This is a genomic window from Streptomyces coeruleoprunus (genome assembly GCF_039542925.1).
In the GTDB taxonomy this organism is placed as follows: domain Bacteria; phylum Actinomycetota; class Actinomycetes; order Streptomycetales; family Streptomycetaceae; genus Streptomyces; species Streptomyces coeruleoprunus.
Genome location: NZ_BAABIT010000001.1, coordinates 5,844,979 through 5,861,856 on the forward strand (window position 1 = coordinate 5,844,979; position 16,878 = coordinate 5,861,856).

At 72.4% G+C, this 16,878-nt stretch carries 17 protein-coding genes; 8 read left to right on the top strand and 9 right to left on the bottom strand.

Going from position 1 to position 16,878, the window contains the following annotated elements; all coding sequences use genetic code 11:
* Positions 1–2: 2 nt before the first annotated feature.
* Genes ABEB09_RS26160 through ABEB09_RS26175 form a run of 4 tightly spaced genes read right to left on the bottom strand, consistent with a single transcriptional unit; the run spans position 3 to position 4,025 of the window.
* Positions 3–1,787 carry a glycoside hydrolase family 15 protein gene (locus ABEB09_RS26160; RefSeq protein WP_345692362.1) on the bottom strand — a complete coding sequence of 595 codons (1,785 nt, stop codon included), beginning with the start codon at positions 1,785–1,787 and terminating at the stop codon, positions 3–5.
* Positions 1,788–1,841: 54 nt separating this feature from the next.
* Positions 1,842–2,684 carry an SURF1 family cytochrome oxidase biogenesis protein gene (locus tag ABEB09_RS26165; protein ID WP_345692363.1) on the bottom strand — a complete coding sequence of 281 codons (843 nt, stop codon included), beginning with the start codon at positions 2,682–2,684 and terminating at the stop codon, positions 1,842–1,844.
* Between the two features lie 51 nt (positions 2,685–2,735).
* Entirely contained in the window at positions 2,736–2,969 is a 234-nt protein-coding gene (locus ABEB09_RS26170; protein WP_345692364.1) for a hypothetical protein, read from the bottom strand.
* Between the two features lie 54 nt (positions 2,970–3,023).
* Positions 3,024–4,025, bottom strand: a complete 1,002-nt coding sequence (locus ABEB09_RS26175; RefSeq protein ID WP_345692365.1) for a DEDDh family exonuclease — start codon at positions 4,023–4,025, stop codon at positions 3,024–3,026.
* 258 nt (positions 4,026–4,283) lie between these two features.
* Here ABEB09_RS26175 and ABEB09_RS26180 point away from each other — a divergent pair, with 258 nt between their 5' ends.
* The 4 genes from ABEB09_RS26180 (at position 4,284) to ABEB09_RS26195 (ending at position 7,764) form a co-directional block, all read left to right on the top strand.
* The gene (locus ABEB09_RS26180; RefSeq protein ID WP_345694093.1) at positions 4,284–4,991 is read left to right on the top strand and encodes a VIT1/CCC1 transporter family protein; all 708 of its coding nucleotides are present in this window, start codon (positions 4,284–4,286) and stop codon (positions 4,989–4,991) included.
* Between the two features lie 164 nt (positions 4,992–5,155).
* Positions 5,156–6,022, top strand: coding sequence for a sterol desaturase family protein (locus tag ABEB09_RS26185; protein WP_345692366.1), 867 nt, complete (start codon positions 5,156–5,158; stop codon positions 6,020–6,022).
* Entirely contained in the window at positions 6,019–6,693 is a 675-nt protein-coding gene (locus ABEB09_RS26190) for a lysoplasmalogenase (protein WP_345692367.1), read from the top strand. Before ABEB09_RS26185 ends, ABEB09_RS26190 begins: the two co-directional genes overlap by 4 nt.
* A gap of 27 nt (positions 6,694–6,720) precedes the next feature.
* Positions 6,721–7,764, top strand: coding sequence for a zinc-dependent alcohol dehydrogenase family protein (locus ABEB09_RS26195; protein WP_345692368.1), 1,044 nt, complete (start codon positions 6,721–6,723; stop codon positions 7,762–7,764).
* On the opposite strand, the gene ABEB09_RS26200 is transcribed toward ABEB09_RS26195, so the two are convergent.
* Positions 7,754–9,145, bottom strand: coding sequence for a CoA transferase (locus ABEB09_RS26200; RefSeq protein ID WP_345692369.1), 1,392 nt, complete (start codon positions 9,143–9,145; stop codon positions 7,754–7,756). The two genes, ABEB09_RS26195 and ABEB09_RS26200, sit on opposite strands and share 11 nt — an antisense overlap.
* A 101-nt stretch (positions 9,146–9,246) precedes the next feature.
* Positions 9,247–10,782: a S8 family serine peptidase gene (locus tag ABEB09_RS26205; protein ID WP_345692370.1), complete on the bottom strand. Its 1,536-nt coding sequence runs from the start codon at positions 10,780–10,782 to the stop codon at positions 9,247–9,249.
* A 241-nt stretch (positions 10,783–11,023) separates the two neighbouring features.
* Between ABEB09_RS26205 and ABEB09_RS26210 the strand changes: the two genes are divergently transcribed.
* From ABEB09_RS26210 to moaA, 3 genes are all read left to right on the top strand, one after another.
* Positions 11,024–11,389, top strand: coding sequence for a DUF485 domain-containing protein (locus ABEB09_RS26210; RefSeq protein ID WP_345692371.1), 366 nt, complete (start codon positions 11,024–11,026; stop codon positions 11,387–11,389).
* A complete protein-coding gene (locus tag ABEB09_RS26215) occupies positions 11,386–13,008 on the top strand; it encodes a solute symporter family protein (protein ID WP_345692372.1) in 1,623 nt (540 codons plus the stop codon). The genes ABEB09_RS26210 and ABEB09_RS26215 overlap by 4 nt, the downstream gene beginning before the upstream one ends.
* Before the next feature lie 153 nt (positions 13,009–13,161).
* The gene (moaA, locus tag ABEB09_RS26220; RefSeq protein WP_345692373.1) at positions 13,162–14,151 is read left to right on the top strand and encodes a GTP 3',8-cyclase MoaA; all 990 of its coding nucleotides are present in this window, start codon (positions 13,162–13,164) and stop codon (positions 14,149–14,151) included.
* Here moaA and ABEB09_RS26225 read toward each other — a convergent pair.
* Together ABEB09_RS26225 and ABEB09_RS26230 are read right to left on the bottom strand one after the other, a co-directional pair.
* A complete protein-coding gene (locus tag ABEB09_RS26225; protein ID WP_380840041.1) occupies positions 14,134–14,391 on the bottom strand; it encodes a hypothetical protein in 258 nt (85 codons plus the stop codon). The genes moaA and ABEB09_RS26225 overlap by 18 nt on opposite strands.
* A 174-nt stretch (positions 14,392–14,565) precedes the next feature.
* The gene (locus ABEB09_RS26230) at positions 14,566–14,955 is read right to left on the bottom strand and encodes a DUF3099 domain-containing protein (protein WP_345692375.1); all 390 of its coding nucleotides are present in this window, start codon (positions 14,953–14,955) and stop codon (positions 14,566–14,568) included.
* Between the two features lie 204 nt (positions 14,956–15,159).
* Here ABEB09_RS26230 and ABEB09_RS26235 point away from each other — a divergent pair, with 204 nt between their 5' ends.
* Entirely contained in the window at positions 15,160–15,435 is a 276-nt protein-coding gene (locus ABEB09_RS26235; RefSeq protein ID WP_345692376.1) for a GlsB/YeaQ/YmgE family stress response membrane protein, read from the top strand.
* Between the two features lie 111 nt (positions 15,436–15,546).
* Here the strand turns inward: ABEB09_RS26235 and tyrS are convergent, their stop codons facing one another.
* Complete coding sequence (gene tyrS / locus ABEB09_RS26240; protein WP_345692377.1) at positions 15,547–16,815, bottom strand: tyrosine--tRNA ligase; 1,269 nt, start codon at positions 16,813–16,815, stop codon at positions 15,547–15,549.
* Positions 16,816–16,878: the final 63 nt, after the last annotated feature.

Consider the following 16,878-nt stretch of genomic DNA (forward strand, 5'->3'; position numbering starts at 1 on the left):
GCCTATCCTGCCGGGTGCTCCCGCGCCAGCGCGAGGGCGGTGCCCACCAGCCCGACGTGGCTGAACGCCTGGGGGAAGTTGCCCAGCTGCCGCCGCGACGCCGGGTCGTACTCCTCCGCCAGCAGGCCCACGTCGTTGCGCAGCCCCACCAGCCGGGCGAACAGCTCCCGCGCCTCCTCCACGCGCCCGGTCATGCGCAGGGCGTCCGCCATCCAGAACGAGCAGACCAGAAACGTTCCCTCGCCGCCCGGCAGCCCGTCGACCGCGATGCCGTCCGTGCTGTAGCGGCGGATCAGCCCGTCGTGGCCCAGCTCCGCCCGTACGGCGTCCACCGTGCCGACCACTCTTGGATCGTCCGCCGGCAGGAAGCCCACGCGGGGGATCAGCAGCGTCGCCGCGTCCAGCTCCGCCGAGCCGTACGACTGTGTGAACGTGTTCCGCACCGGGTCGTACCCCCGCTCGCACACCTCCCGGTGCACCTCGTCGCGCATCGCCCGCCACCGCGAGACGTCACCCGGCAGTGAAGGGTTCGCCTCCAGGGTGCGCACCGCGCGGTCGGCGGCCACCCACGCCATGACCTTCGAGTGGACGAAGTGCCGGCGCGGCCCGCGCACCTCCCACAGCCCCTCGTCCGGCTGGCGCCAGGTCGACTCCAGGAACCCCAGCAGGCTCAGCTGCAGGGCCCAGGCGTGCGGCTGCCCGGCCAGGCCCGTCCGCCGCGCCAGGAACAGCGTGTCCATGACCTCGCCGTACACGTCCAGCTGCAACTGCTCGACGGCCGCGTTGCCGATCCGGACGGGCGTCGCTCCGCCGTAGCCGCGCAGCCAGGGCACCTCGGTCTCGGGCAGCCGCCGCTCGCCGGCCAGGCCGTACATGATCTGGAGGTCCGCCGGGTCGCCCGCCACCGCGCGCAGCAGCCAGTCGCGCCAGGCGGCGGCCTCGTCCACGTAACCCGCCGAGAGCAGCGCCCCGAGCGTCAGCGTCGAGTCGCGCAGCCAGCAGAAGCGGTAGTCCCAGTTGCGCACCCCGCCCATCTCCTCCGGCAGGGACGTGGTCGGGGCCGCGACGATCCCGCCCGTCGGCGCGTACGTGAGCGCCTTCAGCGTGATCAGGGACCGCATCACCGCCTCCCGGTACGGCCCCTCGTACGTGCACCGCGCCGCCCAGGTCTTCCAGTCCTCCATGGTGTGCGCCAGCGCCTCGTGCGGGTCCACCAGGTGCGGGCGCGGCTCGTGCGAGGGGTGCCAGGTGAGGACGAACGCCACCTTCTCGCCCGCCCCGACGGTGAACGAGGAGCAGGTGCTGTACTGCTGACCCCACGTCTTGACCTGCGGTTCGCTGCGCAGCCACACGGAGTCGGGGCCGGCGATCGCCACCCGGTGGCCGTCGGCCCGCCGCATCCACGGCACGATCGACCCGTAGTCGAAGCGCAGCCGCAGCACGGCCGACATCTCGACCCGCCCGCTGACGCCCTCCACGATCCGCATCACGTCGGGGCAGCGGTCGCGGTGCGGCATGAAGTCGACGACCCGCACCGTGCCCGTACGGGTCTCCCACACGGACTCCAGGACCAGGGACTCACCCAGATAGCCGCGCCGTGTGCAGGCGCGTGCGCCCATGGGGGCGATCCGCCAGTGGCCGTTGTTCTCGTCGCCCAGCAGGCGGGCGAAACAGGCCCCCGAATCGAAGCGCGGCAGGCACAGCCAGTCGATCGAACCGTCCCTGCCCACCAGGGCGGCGGTCTGCAGATCGCCGATGAGGGCATAGTCCTCGATACGTTGGGTCACGCTTGGGCGTGTTCCCGGAGCGAAGAAAAGCCAATCAGACAGGCGGGCCTGCGGTCAGCCCCTGCCGGGTGCCGCTGCCGCCGTGGTGGTCGGCGCGGTGGGCTCCTCCGCGGACGGCGCGCCGGACCCGGCTGCGGACTCCGCGGCGCGCGCCGCCTCGCGGTCGCGCTTCTCGCGGCGCACCAGGACCACCCAGCCGATCGGCACACCCGCCGCGAACAGCCACCACTGGACGGCGTACGCCATGTGCGCGCCGATCGAGTCGTGGTCGGGCTCGGCGATGGGCTCGGGGGAGCCGCCGGACGGAGCGGGCTCCGTCAGCTCCAGGTAGCCGCCGAGCACGGGGCGCCCGATGAGCTTGGCCTGCTGCTCGCTGTTGATGAGCATCACCTGGCGGGGCGGCAGGCCCCGCAGGTCCTTGATGCCGCTGCTGCCGGTCGTCTCGTCGGCGAGCAGCCGGCCCGTGACGGTGACCCGCCCCTTCGGCGCGGGCGGCACCTCGGGGTAGTCCTTCTGGTTGGAGGCGGCCGGGACCCAGCCGCGGTTGACGAGGACGACCCGCCCGTCGGTGAGCACCAGCGGCGTGAGCACGTGCATGCCGACACGGTCCTCCGCGTTGGTGCGGCGGCGGACGACCACCTCGTGCCCGCTGTCGAACGTGCCGGTGGCGGTGACGCGGCGCCAGAACTCGGCGCGCGGGACGGTGTGCCCGGGGGACGTCAGGTCGGTCACGGGGACCGGGGCGGCCCGCAGGTTGTCCGCGATCAGCGTGTTCTGCTCGACGCGGCGCTCGTGCCGGTGGAACTGCCAGAACCCCAGCTGGACCATCGCGGGGACGAGTGCGAGCGCGACGAGGGTGAGGACGACCCACTGCCGGGACAACAGGAAGCGGTACACCCCAAGACCGTACCTCCGGCCCCCGGCCGCGCCGAGGGCGGGGTGTCCGTTTCACACCTTGTCGACGATGCCCGCCTTCCCCTCCGCGCGGGCGCAGTGCGCCCCGCAGTACCAGTGGCCGTCCGCCTCCACGCCCTGTCCGATGATCTGGACCCGGCAGTGTTCGCAGATGGGCGCCATGCGGTGGATGGCGCAGGAGAAGCAGTCGAAGACGTGCACCGCGCCCTGCGCGTGCACCTCGAAGGACATGCCGTAGTCGTTTCCGCAGACCTCACAACGTGCCATGCGCCACAGGGTGGGGTGCGGGGCGGTCCGGAGCGGCGGCGGCGCGCCCGGCCGTCACCCGTTCGATCGCCCGTCCGGTGCGTCGGCCGCCGCCACGTCCCGAAGGAGCTGGGTGAACGCCGCCTCGTCCAGGATCGGTGTGCCGAACGACCTGGCCTTGACGACCTTCGACGTGCCCGAGTCCGGGTCGTTGGTCACCAGCAGGCTCGTCAGCCGCGAGACGCCGCTCGCCACGTGGAGGCCCGCCTCGACGGCACGGTCCTCCAGCAGCTCGCGCTCGATGGAGGTGTCACCCGAAAAAGCCACTCGCATGCCCTGTTTGAGCGGTTTGCCCGATTCGTAGCGTCCGGGATTCGGGTACGGGCAGGCGGGCCGCTTCCGCGACGGGCGCCAGCCGGCCTGCCGGTAGGAGGCCTGACGGCCGATCCACGGCGACCCGCCCGACGACGCCCCCGAGGCCGACCACTCGGTCAGCGGCCGGCACTCCAGCAGCGGCAGCCGCATCCCGCGCTCGGCGGCCGCGTGCAGACTCGGCCGGAACGCCTCCGCCAGCACCCGGGCGTCGTCCAGGGCGTGGTGCGCCCGCTGCTGCACCACGCCGAAGTGCGTGGCCAGCGACTCCAGCTTCCAGTTGGGCAGCGGCAGGTCCAGCGCCCGCGCCAGGGCGATGGTGCACAGCCGCTGGCGCACCGGCGCCGTACGGTCCGCGCGGGCGTACTCGCGGGCGATCATCGACCAGTCGAAGTACGCGTTGTGCGCGACGAGGACGCGCCCTTCGAGCCGCTCCGACAGCTCGGCCGTCACCTCGGGGAACAGCGGGGCGTCCGCCAGCATCTCGCTCGTCAGCCCGTGGATGGAGACGGGGCCCGGGTCACGCTGCGGGTTGACCAGCGTGTACCAGTGGTCCTCGACTTCGCCCTGGGCGTCGAGCCGGTAGACCGCGGCGGACACTATCCGGTCGTCCCGGTCGAGTCCGGTGGTCTCCACGTCGACGACCGCGTACCCCTGCGGGTAGGCGGTCGGCCACGCTGCTGCTGTCGTACGGTCGTCGAGCATGGTCACTGAGAATAGAGGCCGCCACTGACAGCGCCGGAGCCGGGCGCCCCGACGCCATGGGCGGGTTGACGCCATTCGTCCCTGCGGCCCCACGGCCCACGGCAGTTGACGACCCGGCCGAGCAGCGTCACCAGATCCCCCCGCGAGCCGCGAGCCGCGAGCCGCGAGTCCGGGGAACACGCGTGTGCGGCCGCCGCGGATCGATCAGCGTGCCGTTGGCCGCCCGTCCGCGGGCCGGGTGAGACCTTGGGCGTCGTGATGGAACCGACACCGCCCGAGGCCCACGACGGAGCGCTCGGTACCCGGCTGAACTGGCTCCGCGCCGCCGTGCTCGGCGCGAACGACGGCATCGTGTCCACGGCCGGCCTCGTCGTCGGCGTCGCCGGTGCCACCACCGACCGCTCGACGCTGCTGACCGCCGGTCTCGCCGGACTGCTGGCCGGGTCCATGTCGATGGCGGTCGGCGAGTACGTCTCCGTCTCCACCCAGCGCGACTCGGAGAAGGCCGCGCTCGCCGTGGAGCGGCGGGAGCTGCGCGAGCAGCCGGAGGCCGAACTCGACGAGCTGACCGACCTGCTGTCGGCCCGCGGCCTGAGCCGGGACGTGGCCCGCGAGGCCGCCGAGCAGCTGACCCGGCGCGATGCCCTGCGGGCCCACGCGCGCGTGGAGCTGGGCATCGACCCGGACGCCCTGACCAACCCCTGGCACGCGGCGGCCGCCAGCTTCCTCGCGTTCACCGTCGGCGCCCTGCTGCCCCTGCTGGCGATGGTCCTGCCCCCGGCCTCCGCCCGTGTGTGGGTCACCGTCCTGTCGGTCCTGGCCGCACTGACCCTCACCGGCTGGTCGAGCGCCCGCCTCGGCGCCGCCCCGGCGGTCCCCGCGGTGGTGCGGGTCGTGGGCGGGGGAGCGGTGGCGATGGCGGTGACGTACGCGGCGGGCAACCTGCTCGGGGCGGTGGGGATCTGAGCGCCCCGCCGGGCCGGGGGCACCGCGGAACCGGCTCCCCCGCTCAAGGGGAGGTCGCCAAGAACGCTTGGGGGAAGTCGCCAAAAGCCGCTGACAAGTCGTCTCGCATACTTGTCGGTAACAACATCTAGCCGCGGCCCGATCCCCGGCCCTACCGTGCTCGCATGCCGAACCTGCCCGATGTCGTGCTGTGGTCGATACCCGCCTTCGTGCTGCTCACCGTCCTGGAGATGGTGAGCTACCGGCTCCATCCCGACGAGGACGCCGCCGGGTACGCAGCGAAGGACGCCGCCACCAGCATCTCCATGGGGCTCGGCAGTCTCGTCTTCGACCTCCTGTGGAAGATCCCCATCCTCGCGGTCTACACGGCCGTGTACGAGCTGACGCCCGCGCGCGTCCCCGTCCTGTGGTGGACGGTCCTGCTGATGCTGCTCGCGCAGGACTTCTTCTACTACTGGTCCCACCGCGGCCACCACGTCATCCGGATCCTGTGGGCCTGCCACGTCGTCCACCACTCCAGCCGGAAGTTCAACCTCACGACCGCGCTGCGCCAGCCCTGGACGACCTGGACCGTGTGGCCGTTCTACCTGCCGCTCATCGCCTGCGGCGTGCACCCGGCGGCGCTCGCCTTCTGCTCGTCGGCGAACCTCGTCTACCAGTTCTGGGTGCACACGGAACGCATCGGCAAGCTGCCGCGCCCCTTCGAGTTCGTCCTCAACACGCCCTCGCACCACCGCGTGCACCACGCCTCCCAGGGCGGCTACCTGGACCGCAACTTCGGCGGGATCCTCATCGTCTGGGACCGGATGTTCGGCACGTTCGTCGCCGAGACCGAGCGGCCCGTCTACGGGCTCACCAAGAACATCGACACCTACAACCCGCTGCGCGTCGCCACGCACGAGTACGTGGCCATCGCCCGCGACCTGCGGGCCGCCCGCTCCTGGCGGGAGCGTGCCGGCCGGGTCTTCCGCGGGCCCGGCTGGCAGCCGCAGCCCAGCAAGGCCGCCGCGGCGCCGGAGCGCGTCGCGTGAGCGGCACGGACACCAGGGGGCGCGAGCGGCTCGCCCGGTTCCTGCTGGCGGCCTTCGCCGTGGCCCTCGCCGCCGACCTCGCCGCCCTGCTGGCCGGCGTGCGCGCCGGGCACGTGGTCGCCAAGCCGCTGCTGATGCCGCTGCTCGCGGCGTACGCCGGGGTGCGCGGCGCCCCGCGGCCGCTGGTCGTCGCGCTGCTGTTCGGCTGGGGCGGGGACGTGTTCCTGCTGTCCGGCGCCGAGTGGGCGTTCCTCGTCGGCATGGGCTCCTTCGCCGCCGGGCACGTCTGCTACCTCGTCCTGTTCGGGCGGGCCCGTACGTCGCCGCTCCTCGGCATCGCCTACGGCGCCGCCCTCGTGACCGTCGTCGCCCTGCTGTGGCCGGACCTGCCCGCGGACCTGCGGGTCCCGGTCGCCGGGTACTCCCTGCTGCTCACCGCCATGGCGTACCGGGCGAGCGGGCTCGGCCTCGCCGCCGGGGCCGGGGGCGCGCTGTTCCTGCTCTCCGACACCCTCATTGCCACCGGCGTCGCCGCCTGGCCGCAGCCGCCCGTCCCCGACTTCTGGATCATGCTGACGTACGGCGCCGCCCAGTACCTGCTGGCCTCCGGCGCCCTGGCCCGGCCGGCCGGCGCGGCCGCCGCGTACCGTGGAGCGGTCGTGTCCACCTGAACAGAGGTAAGCGGGGGATCGTCCGCCATGCGCGCCACCACCATCCACGCACCCTTCGACATACGGATCGAGGAGGTGCCCGACCCGGTCGTCCAGCACCCCACCGACGTCGTCCTGCGCGTCCTGCGGGCCTGTGTCTGCGGCAGCGACCTGTGGGCCTACCGCGGCGAGTCGGAGCGCCGGCCGGGTCAGAGGATCGGGCACGAGTTCCTGGGCGTCGTCGAGGAGGTGGGCGCCGGTGTGACCGGCTTCGCCCCCGGCGACCTGGCCGTGGCGCCGTTCGTCTGGTCCGACGGCACCTGCGACTACTGCGCCGAGGGCCTGACCACGTCCTGCCCGCAGGGCGGCTTCTGGGGCACGCCCGGCTCCGACGGCGGACAGGGCGAGGCGGTCCGCGTGCCCTTCGCCGACGGCACCCTCGTCAAGCTGCCCGCCGACGCGGCCGGCGACGACCGGCTGCTCACCGCGCTGCTCGCGCTCTCCGACGTCCTGGGCACCGGACACCACGCGGCCGTCGGGGCCGGCGTGACCGCGGGCTCCATCGTCGCCGTCGTCGGGGACGGCGCCGTCGGCCTGTGCGGCGTGCTGGCCGCCAAGCGGCTCGGCGCGGAGCGGATCATCGCCCTGGGCCGCCACCCGGCACGTACCGACATCGCCCGCGCCTTCGGCGCCACCGACGTCGTCGCCGAGCGCGGCGAGGCCGCCGTGGCCGCCGTGCACGAGTTGACCAAGGGGCAGGGCGCGCACGCCGTGATCGAGGCGGTCGGCACCGAACAGTCCATGCGCACCGCCGTGTCCGTCGTCCGCGACGGCGGCTCCATCGGCTACGTCGGGGTGCCCCACGGCAGCGGCGGCGGCCTCGACCTCGGCGTCATGTTCGACCGGAACATCGCCCTGCGCGGCGGCGTCGCCCCCGTCCGCACCTACATCCCGCAGCTGCTCCCGGACGTCCTGGACGGCACGCTCGACCCGTCGCCCGTCTTCGACCTCGCCGTCGGCCTCGACGGCGTGCCCGACGGCTACCGGGCCATGGACGAGCGCACCGCCCTGAAGGTCCTCGTCAAGCCGTGACCCACCGCGGGGTGTCCGCCCCCCAACGGCCCGCCGGCCCCGCCCAGTCCACCGGGCCGCCCGCGAAGCCGACGGGGGAGCGGGCGTACCGCACCCGCCCCACCGGCCCGTCCCGCTCCACCAGCCACGGCGCGGGGGAGTACGCCTCGCCGCCCTCGGGGCCCGTGCCGCCGTCGGCCGGCCCGTGGACCAGCCAGTGCGCGGTCTGCGTCAGCGACAGCCGCGCGACCCGGCCGGCGCCGTCCCTCTGGCGCTCCGTCAGCCCGCGCAGCACCGCCGCGGCCAGCAGGTAGCCGGTGCCGTGGTCGAGGGCCTGGGCGGGCAGCGCGCCCGGCTCGCCGCCGTCGCCCTCCAGGAGCGCGATGCCCGTCGCCGCCTGCACCAGGCTGTCGAAGCCGCGCCGCCCGCCCCAGGGGCCGTAGCGCCCCCACGCCGACAGCTGGGCCACCACGAGCCCCGGCCGCCGCGCGGCCAGTGCCTCCGGGGAGAGCCCGAACCGGTCGAGCGCGCCCGGCCGGTAGCCGGTCACCACGACGTCGGCGCCCGCCAGCAGCTCCTCGAACACCCGGTGGTCGGCGGCCCGTCCGAGGTCCAGGAGCGCCGACCGCTTGCCCAGGCCCGTGTCGTTGTGGATGTCCTGGCCCTCCGGCAGCTGCGGCGCGTCGATCCGCAGCACGTCCGCGCCCAGCAGCGCCAGCGTCCGCGTGGCGACCGGCCCGGCGAGCACCCGGGTCAGATCCAGCACCCGCACCCCGGCACACGGCAGCCCGGGCGACACCGCGCCCCGCACGCCCGCAGCCCTCGCCCCCGCGTCCCCCACCCGCTCCAGCGTCAGCAGCGGCCTGCCCGCCACCAGCGCGCCCTGCTCGTGCGCCGCCCACTCCCCGGCGTCCCGCACCGCGACGGCCAGGCCGCCCGCCGCGTACACCGCCTCCTCCACGTCCGCGGCCCGGCGTTCCGCGAGCGCGTCGGCGACCTCGGCCGGGCCGGCGTCCGGGCGGAGGGAGAGCGCGGCCAGCAGCCGTTCGCGGTGGTGCGGGTAGTTGGCGTGCGTCCGCACCCAGCCGTCGGCGGCCCGCCAGAACCGGGACAGCGGCGCGAAGCTCTCGGCCACGTGCCCGTCCAGCCGGACCAGCCGCTCACTGTGGAACGCCGCCGTGACGGCCCCGTCGTCGACCCGTACGGAGGGCACGGCCGCCCCGGTCCGCACGGTGGCCAGTTCGGCGGCCGCCAGCGAGCAGACGGCGACGGTCGCCCGAGCCAGGTCCATGACGGGCAGCCGGGCCGGCAGACCGCCCGGCCCGCCCTCGTACCGCACCCGCTCACACCACACCGGGTCGGCACCCAGTGCCGCCCAAGCCGTTTCAGTAGCGCCTCTCATCCCCCCATCCTGGCACTGAGTGCCAAGATGGGGAACGGTAAAGGCCCGGGCGCACCAGCGTGCGCCCGGGCCCCCTCCCCAGTCGGCTCAGGAACGGCCGGTCACCAGCGGACAGCGTCCAGCGCGTCGACCAGTCCGGTGCCGTAGAAGCCGTTCTTGCCCCTGCCGCCCTCGCACTCGGCGTCGACCTTGCCGTCGCCGTTGATGTCGTACGGGTTGGTGCAGGACGTGTCGTCGGCCTGCGCGTACAGCATCGCCTTCACCATGGCGGGCGTGGCGTACGGGTGCTTCGACTTGATGAGCGCCACGACACCCGCGACGTGCGGGGACGCCATCGACGTGCCGGCCTTGTAGTTGTAGCCGCCCTTGACGGTGGTCGACAGGATGCGGCCGTTCGTCGCGGGCGCCTGCGGCGTCTGGTACTCGGTGCGGTCACCGCCCGGGGCGGCGATGTCCACGACGCCGAGACCGTAGTTGGAGAACGACGCCTTCAGGTTCTTGGCGCCGGTCGCCGACACGGTGACGACGCCGGGCAGCATCGTCGGGATGTCCGGGCAGACGCTCGGGTCGACGACCCGGTCGACCGTCTCGGAGTCGTTCGGGCTGGTGGTGTCGGTCACCGAGTCGGAGGCCAGGTCCGTGGCGGAGTTGCCGGCGGCGGCGACATTGACCGCGCCCTTGCGCTCGGCGTACCGCGTGGCCCGCTGCAGCGACTCGACCAGGGCGCCCTGGTCCGGGTCGTTCGTGCAGTTGTACAGCCACGGGTCCACGTAGTAGCTGTTGTTGGTGACCTCGACGCCGTGGTCGGCCGCCCACATGAAGCCGCAGACGACGGCCTCCGTGTAGAAGAAGCCGTCCGGGTTCGACACCTTGATGCCGGAGACCTTCACGCCCGGCGCGACACCGGTCACGCCGATGCCGTTCTTCGCCGCGGCGATGGTGCCCGCGACATGGGTGCCGTGGTCGCTCTCGCCGGCCGCGGGGCGCCAGGAGCCCTCGGTGGTGTCCGCCTTGCCCGACACGCAGTTCGCCGACGCGGCGCGGTCGAAGTTGGGCGCCAGGTCCGGGTGGGTGTCGTCGACGCCCGTGTCGATGACCGCGACGGTCACCTTGCTGCTGCCGATGCTCCTCTCGTGCGCCTTGTCGGCCTTGATGGCCGGCAGGCTCCACTGCAGGGGCTCCAGCGGGTCCTGGTCCGCGTCGGCCTCGGCCGCGGCGGCCTTCGCCTCCTGCGCGGTGAGCGGCTGCGCGGCCTCGTCGACGGCCGTCGTCGCGACCGGTGCCAGCGGCGCGGTGCGCGTCGCACCGGCGGAGTGCACGCCGTCGACCGCGCGGATCGCCCGCGCGAAGCCCGGGTTCGCCGAGTGGACGACGATGACGCCGATCCGGTCGTACGACGCGACGACCGTGCCACCGGCCTCGGCTATCGCGGCCTTGACGCGCGCCGCGGTACGACTGCCGCCGTCGATGTTGACGACGTACGACAGGTTCGGGCCGTTGGTGGCGGCGGGGGCGGACACCTCGTCCGCCGGGGCCGCCGTGGCCGCGCCGGCCGGCAGGAAGCCGAGCGAGGCCGTGAGCGCCAGGCCGACGGGCAGTGCGAGTGCACGCCCGCGCCTGGAACGCAGATGAGCCATGGGTTCTCCACATCATCCGTGACGTCCGCCCGCGAGGAACTGCTGGGCGGGTACATGACGAGCGAAGCTATCGCCGATCATCCATGCGCAGCAATGAGTTCACGCAGAAAGAAGAAGCGAGGTGAACCGCTGCGCCGCGCCCTCCGTGACGTTGTCAGGGGAGGGAGCGCCAGGCGGCCTCCCGGCACCGTCAGGTGACCCCGCCCCCCTGCCCACAGCACCCGTGTCGCGAGGAGTTTCCGTGGCTACCGAAGCACCGCCGCCCCGAGGTGGCGCGGCCACCGGCCCCGTCCAGCCCACGACCGAGTCGTTCGTCGAGGTACAGCGGAGTGCGGAGTTCGGCGAACTGCGCCGTACGTACCGTTCCTTCGCCTTTCCGCTGACGATCGCCTTCATCGCCTGGTACCTGCTCTACGTCCTGCTGTCCAACTACGCGGGCGGCCTCATGGGCACCAGGCTCTTCGGCAACATCAACGTGGCGCTCGTCCTCGGGCTGGCCCAGTTCCTGACCACCTTCCTCATCGCCTGGTTCTACTCGCGGCACGCGGCCGAGAAGCTCGACCCGAAGGCGGAGGCGATCAAGTCCCGTATGGAGGCCGACGCATGAGCGCCACCCCCGTCCTGCTCGCCGCCGGAAGCGCGAGCGAGCACCGGCCGCTGATCATCACACTGTTCGCGTGCTTCGTCGTGGCGACCCTCTTCATCACCGTCTGGGCCGGCCGCCAGACCAAGAGCGCCGCCGACTTCTACGCGGGCGGCCGCCAGTTCACCGGCTTCCAGAACGGCCTCGCCATCTCCGGCGACTACATGTCCGCCGCGTCGTTCCTCGGTATCGCCGGCGCCATCGCCCTCTTCGGGTACGACGGCTTCCTGTACTCCATCGGCTTCCTCGTCGCCTGGCTGGTCGCCCTGCTCCTGGTCGCCGAGCCGCTGCGCAACTCCGGTCGCTTCACCATGGGCGACGTCCTCGCCTACCGGATGCGCCAGCGCCCGGTCCGCACCGCCGCCGGCACCTCCACCATCGTCGTGTCGATCTTCTACCTGCTGGCGCAGATGGCGGGCGCGGGCGTCCTGGTCTCCCTGCTGCTCGGCATCACCAGCGACGGCGGCAAGGTCGCGATCGTCGCCCTGGTCGGCGTCCTGATGATCGTCTACGTGACGATCGGCGGCATGAAGGGCACCACCTGGGTCCAGATGGTCAAGGCGGTCCTGCTCATCGCGGGCACCCTGCTCATCACCTTCCTGGTGCTGTGGAAGTTCAACTTCAACGTCTCCGACCTGCTCGGCAAGGCCGCCGAGAACAGCGGCAAGGGCGCCGCCTTCCTGGAGCCCGGCCTCAAGTACGGCCTGACCCCCACGTCCAAGCTGGACTTCCTGTCGCTGGGCATCGCGCTGGTGCTCGGCACGGCCGGACTGCCGCACATCCTCATCCGCTTCTACACGGTGCCCACCGCCAAGGCGGCGCGGAAGTCCGTCAACTGGGCCATCGGCATCATCGGCGCCTTCTACCTGATGACCATCGCCCTCGGCTTCGGCGCCGCCGCCATCGTCGGCCCCGCCGAGATCACCGCCTCCAACAAGGCCGGCAACACGGCGGCCCCGCTGCTCGCCCTGCACATCGGCGGAGCGGACTCGGCCGGAGGCGCGATCCTCCTCGCGGTGATCTCCGCCGTCGCCTTCGCCACCATCCTCGCGGTGGTCGCCGGCCTCACCCTCGCCTCGTCCTCCTCGTTCGCGCACGACATCTACGCCAACGTCATCCGCCGCGGCAAGGCCACGGAGCAGGAGGAGGTCCGCGCGGCCCGCTGGGCGACCGTCCTGATCGGCATCGTCTCCATCGCGCTCGGCGCGCTCGCCCGTGACCTCAACGTCGCCGGCCTCGTCGCCCTCGCCTTCGCGGTCGCCGCGTCCGCCAACCTGCCGACGATCCTCTACAGCCTGTTCTGGAAGCGCTTCACCACACAGGGCGCCCTGTGGTCGATCTACGGCGGCCTCACCGCGTCCGTCGTGCTCGTGCTGTTCTCGCCGGTCGTCTCCGGCAAGGCCAGCTCGATGTTCCCGAGCGCCGACTTCGCCTGGTTCCCGCTGGAGAACCCCGGCCTCGTCTCCATCCCGCTCGGCTTCCTGCTCGGCTGGCTCGGCTCCCTCCTCTCCAAGGAGGAGCCGGACGCCGGAAAGTACGCGGAACTGGAGGTCAAGTCCCTCACCGGTGTCGCAGCGCACTGACCCGTGCACCCTGAGCGACCGGGCGGAGGCCGCGTCGTAGGACCCTACGACGCGGCCTCGCCGCTCCTGGGCCATACGGCCACTGATGTTGTCGGCGGTCTCGCGTAGGCTCGGGAGAAGACGACAGCCGGTACCCCGGGGAGGGCGCACACGGTGCTCATCGACACCTACGGCCGCGTGGCCACGGATCTGCGGGTCTCACTCACGGACCGGTGCAATCTGCGCTGCACGTACTGCATGCCCGAGGAGGGCCTGCAGTGGCTGGCCAAGCCCGATCTGCTCACGGACGACGAGATCGTCCGTCTCATACGGATCGCCGTCACCCGGCTCGGCGTCACCGAGGTCCGCTTCACCGGCGGCGAGCCCCTGCTGCGCCCCGGCCTCGTCTCGATCGTCGAGCAGTGCGCGGCCCTGGAGCCCCGCCCCAGGATGTCCCTCACCACCAACGGCATCGGCCTCAAGCGCACGGCCACCGCGCTGAAGGTCGCCGGCCTGGACCGGGTCAACGTCTCGCTCGACACGCTGCGCCCGGACGTCTTCAAGACCCTCACCCGCCGCGACCGCCACCACGACGTCCTGGACGGCCTGGCCGCCGCCCGCGACGCCGGCCTCACCCCCGTCAAGGTCAACACGGTCCTCATGCCGGGGCTCAACGACGACGAGGCCCCCGACCTGCTCGCCTGGGCCGTGGCCCACGACTACGAGCTGCGGTTCATCGAGCAGATGCCCCTGGACGCCCAGCACGGCTGGAAGCGCGACGGCATGATCACCGCCGGGGACATCCTGGAGTCGCTGCGCACCCGCTTCACGCTCACGCCCGAGAAGGACGAGGAGCGCGGCTCGGCACCCGCCGAGCGCTGGATCGTCGACGGCGGCCCCCACCGCGTGGGCGTCATCGCCTCCGTCACCCGCCCGTTCTGCCGCGCCTGCGACCGCACCCGGCTGACCGCCGACGGCCAGGTCCGCACCTGCCTCTTCGCCCGTGAGGAGACGGACCTGCGGGGCACGCTGCGCTCGGACGCCCCGGACGAGGAGGTCGCCCGCATCTGGCGGCAGGCCATGTGGGGCAAGAAGGCCGGCTCCGGCCTCGACGACCCGGACTTCCTCCAGCCCGACCGCCCGATGTCAGCGATCGGCGGCTGACGGACCGGAGTCCCGCGACTCCCACTCGGCGAGCGTGACCACGTCCTTCAGGAACCCGCGCACACCCAGGAACTGCGACAGGTGCTCACGGTGCTCCTCGCAGGCCAGCCAGGTCTTGCGGCGCTCCGGGGTGTGCAGCTTCGGGTTGTTCCACGCCAGCACCCACACGGCGTCGGCCCGGCAGCCCTTGGCGGAACAGATCGGGTGGTTCTCGTCGCTCACGGCACACGTCCCAGACATACGTACGGACAAGGCGACGCCGGGCAGCCACGGGGGGAGCTGCCCGGCGTCGGTCCGTCGCTCCGACGGGGGATGCGGAGCGCGTAGGCAGTATGTCACGCACAACCCGTCGCGGTGCACCGGAACTTCACGATTGATCTGAGCTTTTCTTGAGCTTGGCAGATTATCGATGGATCACACCGTGGGGTGTTTCCGCTCCCCGGGCCCGGTGCCGGGCCGCTCCCCGGGCTCGTCCGCGGCGCCCTCCGGCGGGGTCTCCGCAGGGGGTTCCAGCACCGGTCGCACCACGGGAGGAGTGGCCACGAAGGTCGACGGCTGCGAGGGAGCGGTCTCACGGCCCGCGTTCGCGATCACCACGGCGATGTACGGCAGCACCGCACCCAGCACGAGCGCCACGATGGCCACATGACGTTCCACGTTCCACAGGGACGCCGCGGCAATGACCGAAACCGTTCGTACGGACATGGAGATCACATAGCGGCGCTGCCGGCCCCGGATGTCATCGGCCAGCCCCTGCCGGGCTCCGGTGATCCGGAAGACCTCACTGCCGCCGTGCTTCCGCATCACGCTCCACCACCGACCTGCTCCACCGGCTCTTCCCTCCGGGCCGCCTCCCGGCCCGGCCTCCTTCCACGGTACGCCCGGCCCGCGTCCGGACGAGGAGCGGGTCCCCCGGTCCGTACGGCGGGATGCCCGACATGCGCCGTACGCCCGATGGGCCGAGACTGTCAGGGACTGCTCACGTCGATCCTTACGGAGGAGGCAGCCATGGGCTGGTTGTGGGCGATTATCGTGGGGTTCGTGCTGGGACTGCTCGCGAAGGCGATCATTCCGGGCAAGCAGCACAGCCCCCTCTGGCTGATCACCATCTTCGGCATCATCGGTGGCATCGCCGGCAACGCCATGGCGAGGGGCTTCGGCATCGAGGAAACAGCCGGTATCGACTGGGGCAGGCACGCCCTGCAGATCGTCGCCGCGATCGTCGTCGTCGGCCTCGGCGACATGCTGTACATGGCCCTACGGGGCAACAGGCAACGCGCCTGATACGACGAGAGCGGCCCCGGAGCCGGTCGGGCTCCGGGGCCGCCCCTCCGCGCACCCGCGGTCGGCCGTCCCGTACGGCGTACGTCAGCGGGCCGCGGCGGGCCCGCCGCGTCAGCCGGCCGCGACCTCCACGGCCGCCAGGTTCTTCTTGCCGCGCCGCAGCACCAGCCACCGGCCGTGCAGCAGGTCACCGGCGGACACCACGGCGTCCTCGGACGTCACCTTCACGTTGTTCACGTACGCGCCGCCCTCCTTCACCGTGCGCCGCGCCGCCGACTTGCTCGGCACCAGGCCTACCTCGGCGAACAGGTCCACGACCGGGCCCGGCTCGGCCACCTTGGCGTGCGGCAGCTCCGACAGCGCCGCGCTCAGCGTCGCCTCGTCCAGCTCCGCCAGGTCGCCCTGACCGAACAGCGCCTTCGACGCGGCGATCACGGCGGCGCACTGGTCGGCACCGTGCACCAGCGTCGTCAGCTCCTCCGCCAGCGCACGCTGCGCCGTACGGGCCTGCGGCCGCTCCTCGGTGACCTTCTCCAGCTCCTCCAGCTCCGCACGGCTCTTGAAGCTGAGGATCCGCATGTAGCGCGAGATGTCCCGGTCGTCCACGTTCAGCCAGAACTGGTAGAACGCGTACGGCGTGGTCATCTCCGGGTCCAGCCACACCGCACCGCTCTCGGTCTTGCCGAACTTGGTGCCGTCCGCCTTCGTCATCAGCGGCGTCGCCAGCGCGTGCACGACCGCGTCCGGCTCCAGGCGGTGGATCAGGTCGAGCCCGGCCGTGAGGTTGCCCCACTGGTCGCTGCCGCCCTGCTGGAGGACACAGCCGTACCGGCGGTACAGCTCCAGGAAGTCCATGCCCTGGAGCAGCTGGTAGCTGAACTCGGTGTAGCTGATGCCCTGCTCGGACTCCAGCCGGCGGGCGACCGAGTCCTTCGTGAGCATCTTGTTGACCCGGAAGTGCTTGCCGATGTCCCGCAGGAACTCGATCGCGGTGAGGTTCGCGGTCCAGTCCAGGTTGTTCACCATGACCGCCGCGTTCTCACCCTCGAACGACAGGTACGGCTCGATCTGGGAGCGCAGCCGCTCCACCCACCGCGCCACCGTCTCCGGGTCGTTCAGCGTGCGCTCCGCCGTCGGGCGCGGGTCACCGATCTGCCCCGTCGCCCCGCCGACCAGCGCCAGCGGCCGGTGCCCGGCCAGCTGGAGCCGGCGGACGGTGAGCACCTGCACCAGGTGCCCGACGTGCAGGCTGGGCGCCGTCGGGTCGAAACCGCAATAGAACGTGACGGGACCGTCCGCGAGAGCCTTGCGCAGTGCCTCCTCGTCGGTGGACTGGGCGAACAGCCCGCGCCACTTCAGCTCGTCGACGATGTCCGTCACGGTCTCGTGTCTCCTCGGATCTCTGAAAACTGTCCCGGTCAGTCTAGGCGGGAAAACCCGGCG

Bases quoted from the DNA above. Each gene is read 5' to 3' on its own strand.
- ABEB09_RS26170 (WP_345692364.1), bottom strand. From the start codon at position 2,969: ATGGCACGTTGTGAGGTCTGCGGAAACGACTACGGCATGTCCTTCGAG.
- ABEB09_RS26225 (WP_380840041.1), bottom strand. From the start codon at position 14,391: ATGTCTGGGACGTGTGCCGTGAGCGACGAGAACCACCCGATCTGTTCC.
- ABEB09_RS26205 (WP_345692370.1), bottom strand. From the start codon at position 10,782: ATGGCTCATCTGCGTTCCAGGCGCGGGCGTGCACTCGCACTGCCCGTC.
- ABEB09_RS26180 (WP_345694093.1), top strand. From the start codon at position 4,284: ATGGAACCGACACCGCCCGAGGCCCACGACGGAGCGCTCGGTACCCGG.
- ABEB09_RS26230 (WP_345692375.1), bottom strand. From the start codon at position 14,955: ATGCGGAAGCACGGCGGCAGTGAGGTCTTCCGGATCACCGGAGCCCGG.
- ABEB09_RS26200 (WP_345692369.1), bottom strand. From the start codon at position 9,145: ATGAGAGGCGCTACTGAAACGGCTTGGGCGGCACTGGGTGCCGACCCG.
- ABEB09_RS26235 (WP_345692376.1), top strand. From the start codon at position 15,160: ATGGGCTGGTTGTGGGCGATTATCGTGGGGTTCGTGCTGGGACTGCTC.
- ABEB09_RS26195 (WP_345692368.1), top strand. From the start codon at position 6,721: ATGCGCGCCACCACCATCCACGCACCCTTCGACATACGGATCGAGGAG.
- ABEB09_RS26185 (WP_345692366.1), top strand. From the start codon at position 5,156: ATGCCGAACCTGCCCGATGTCGTGCTGTGGTCGATACCCGCCTTCGTG.
- ABEB09_RS26175 (WP_345692365.1), bottom strand. From the start codon at position 4,025: ATGCTCGACGACCGTACGACAGCAGCAGCGTGGCCGACCGCCTACCCG.
- ABEB09_RS26215 (WP_345692372.1), top strand. From the start codon at position 11,386: ATGAGCGCCACCCCCGTCCTGCTCGCCGCCGGAAGCGCGAGCGAGCAC.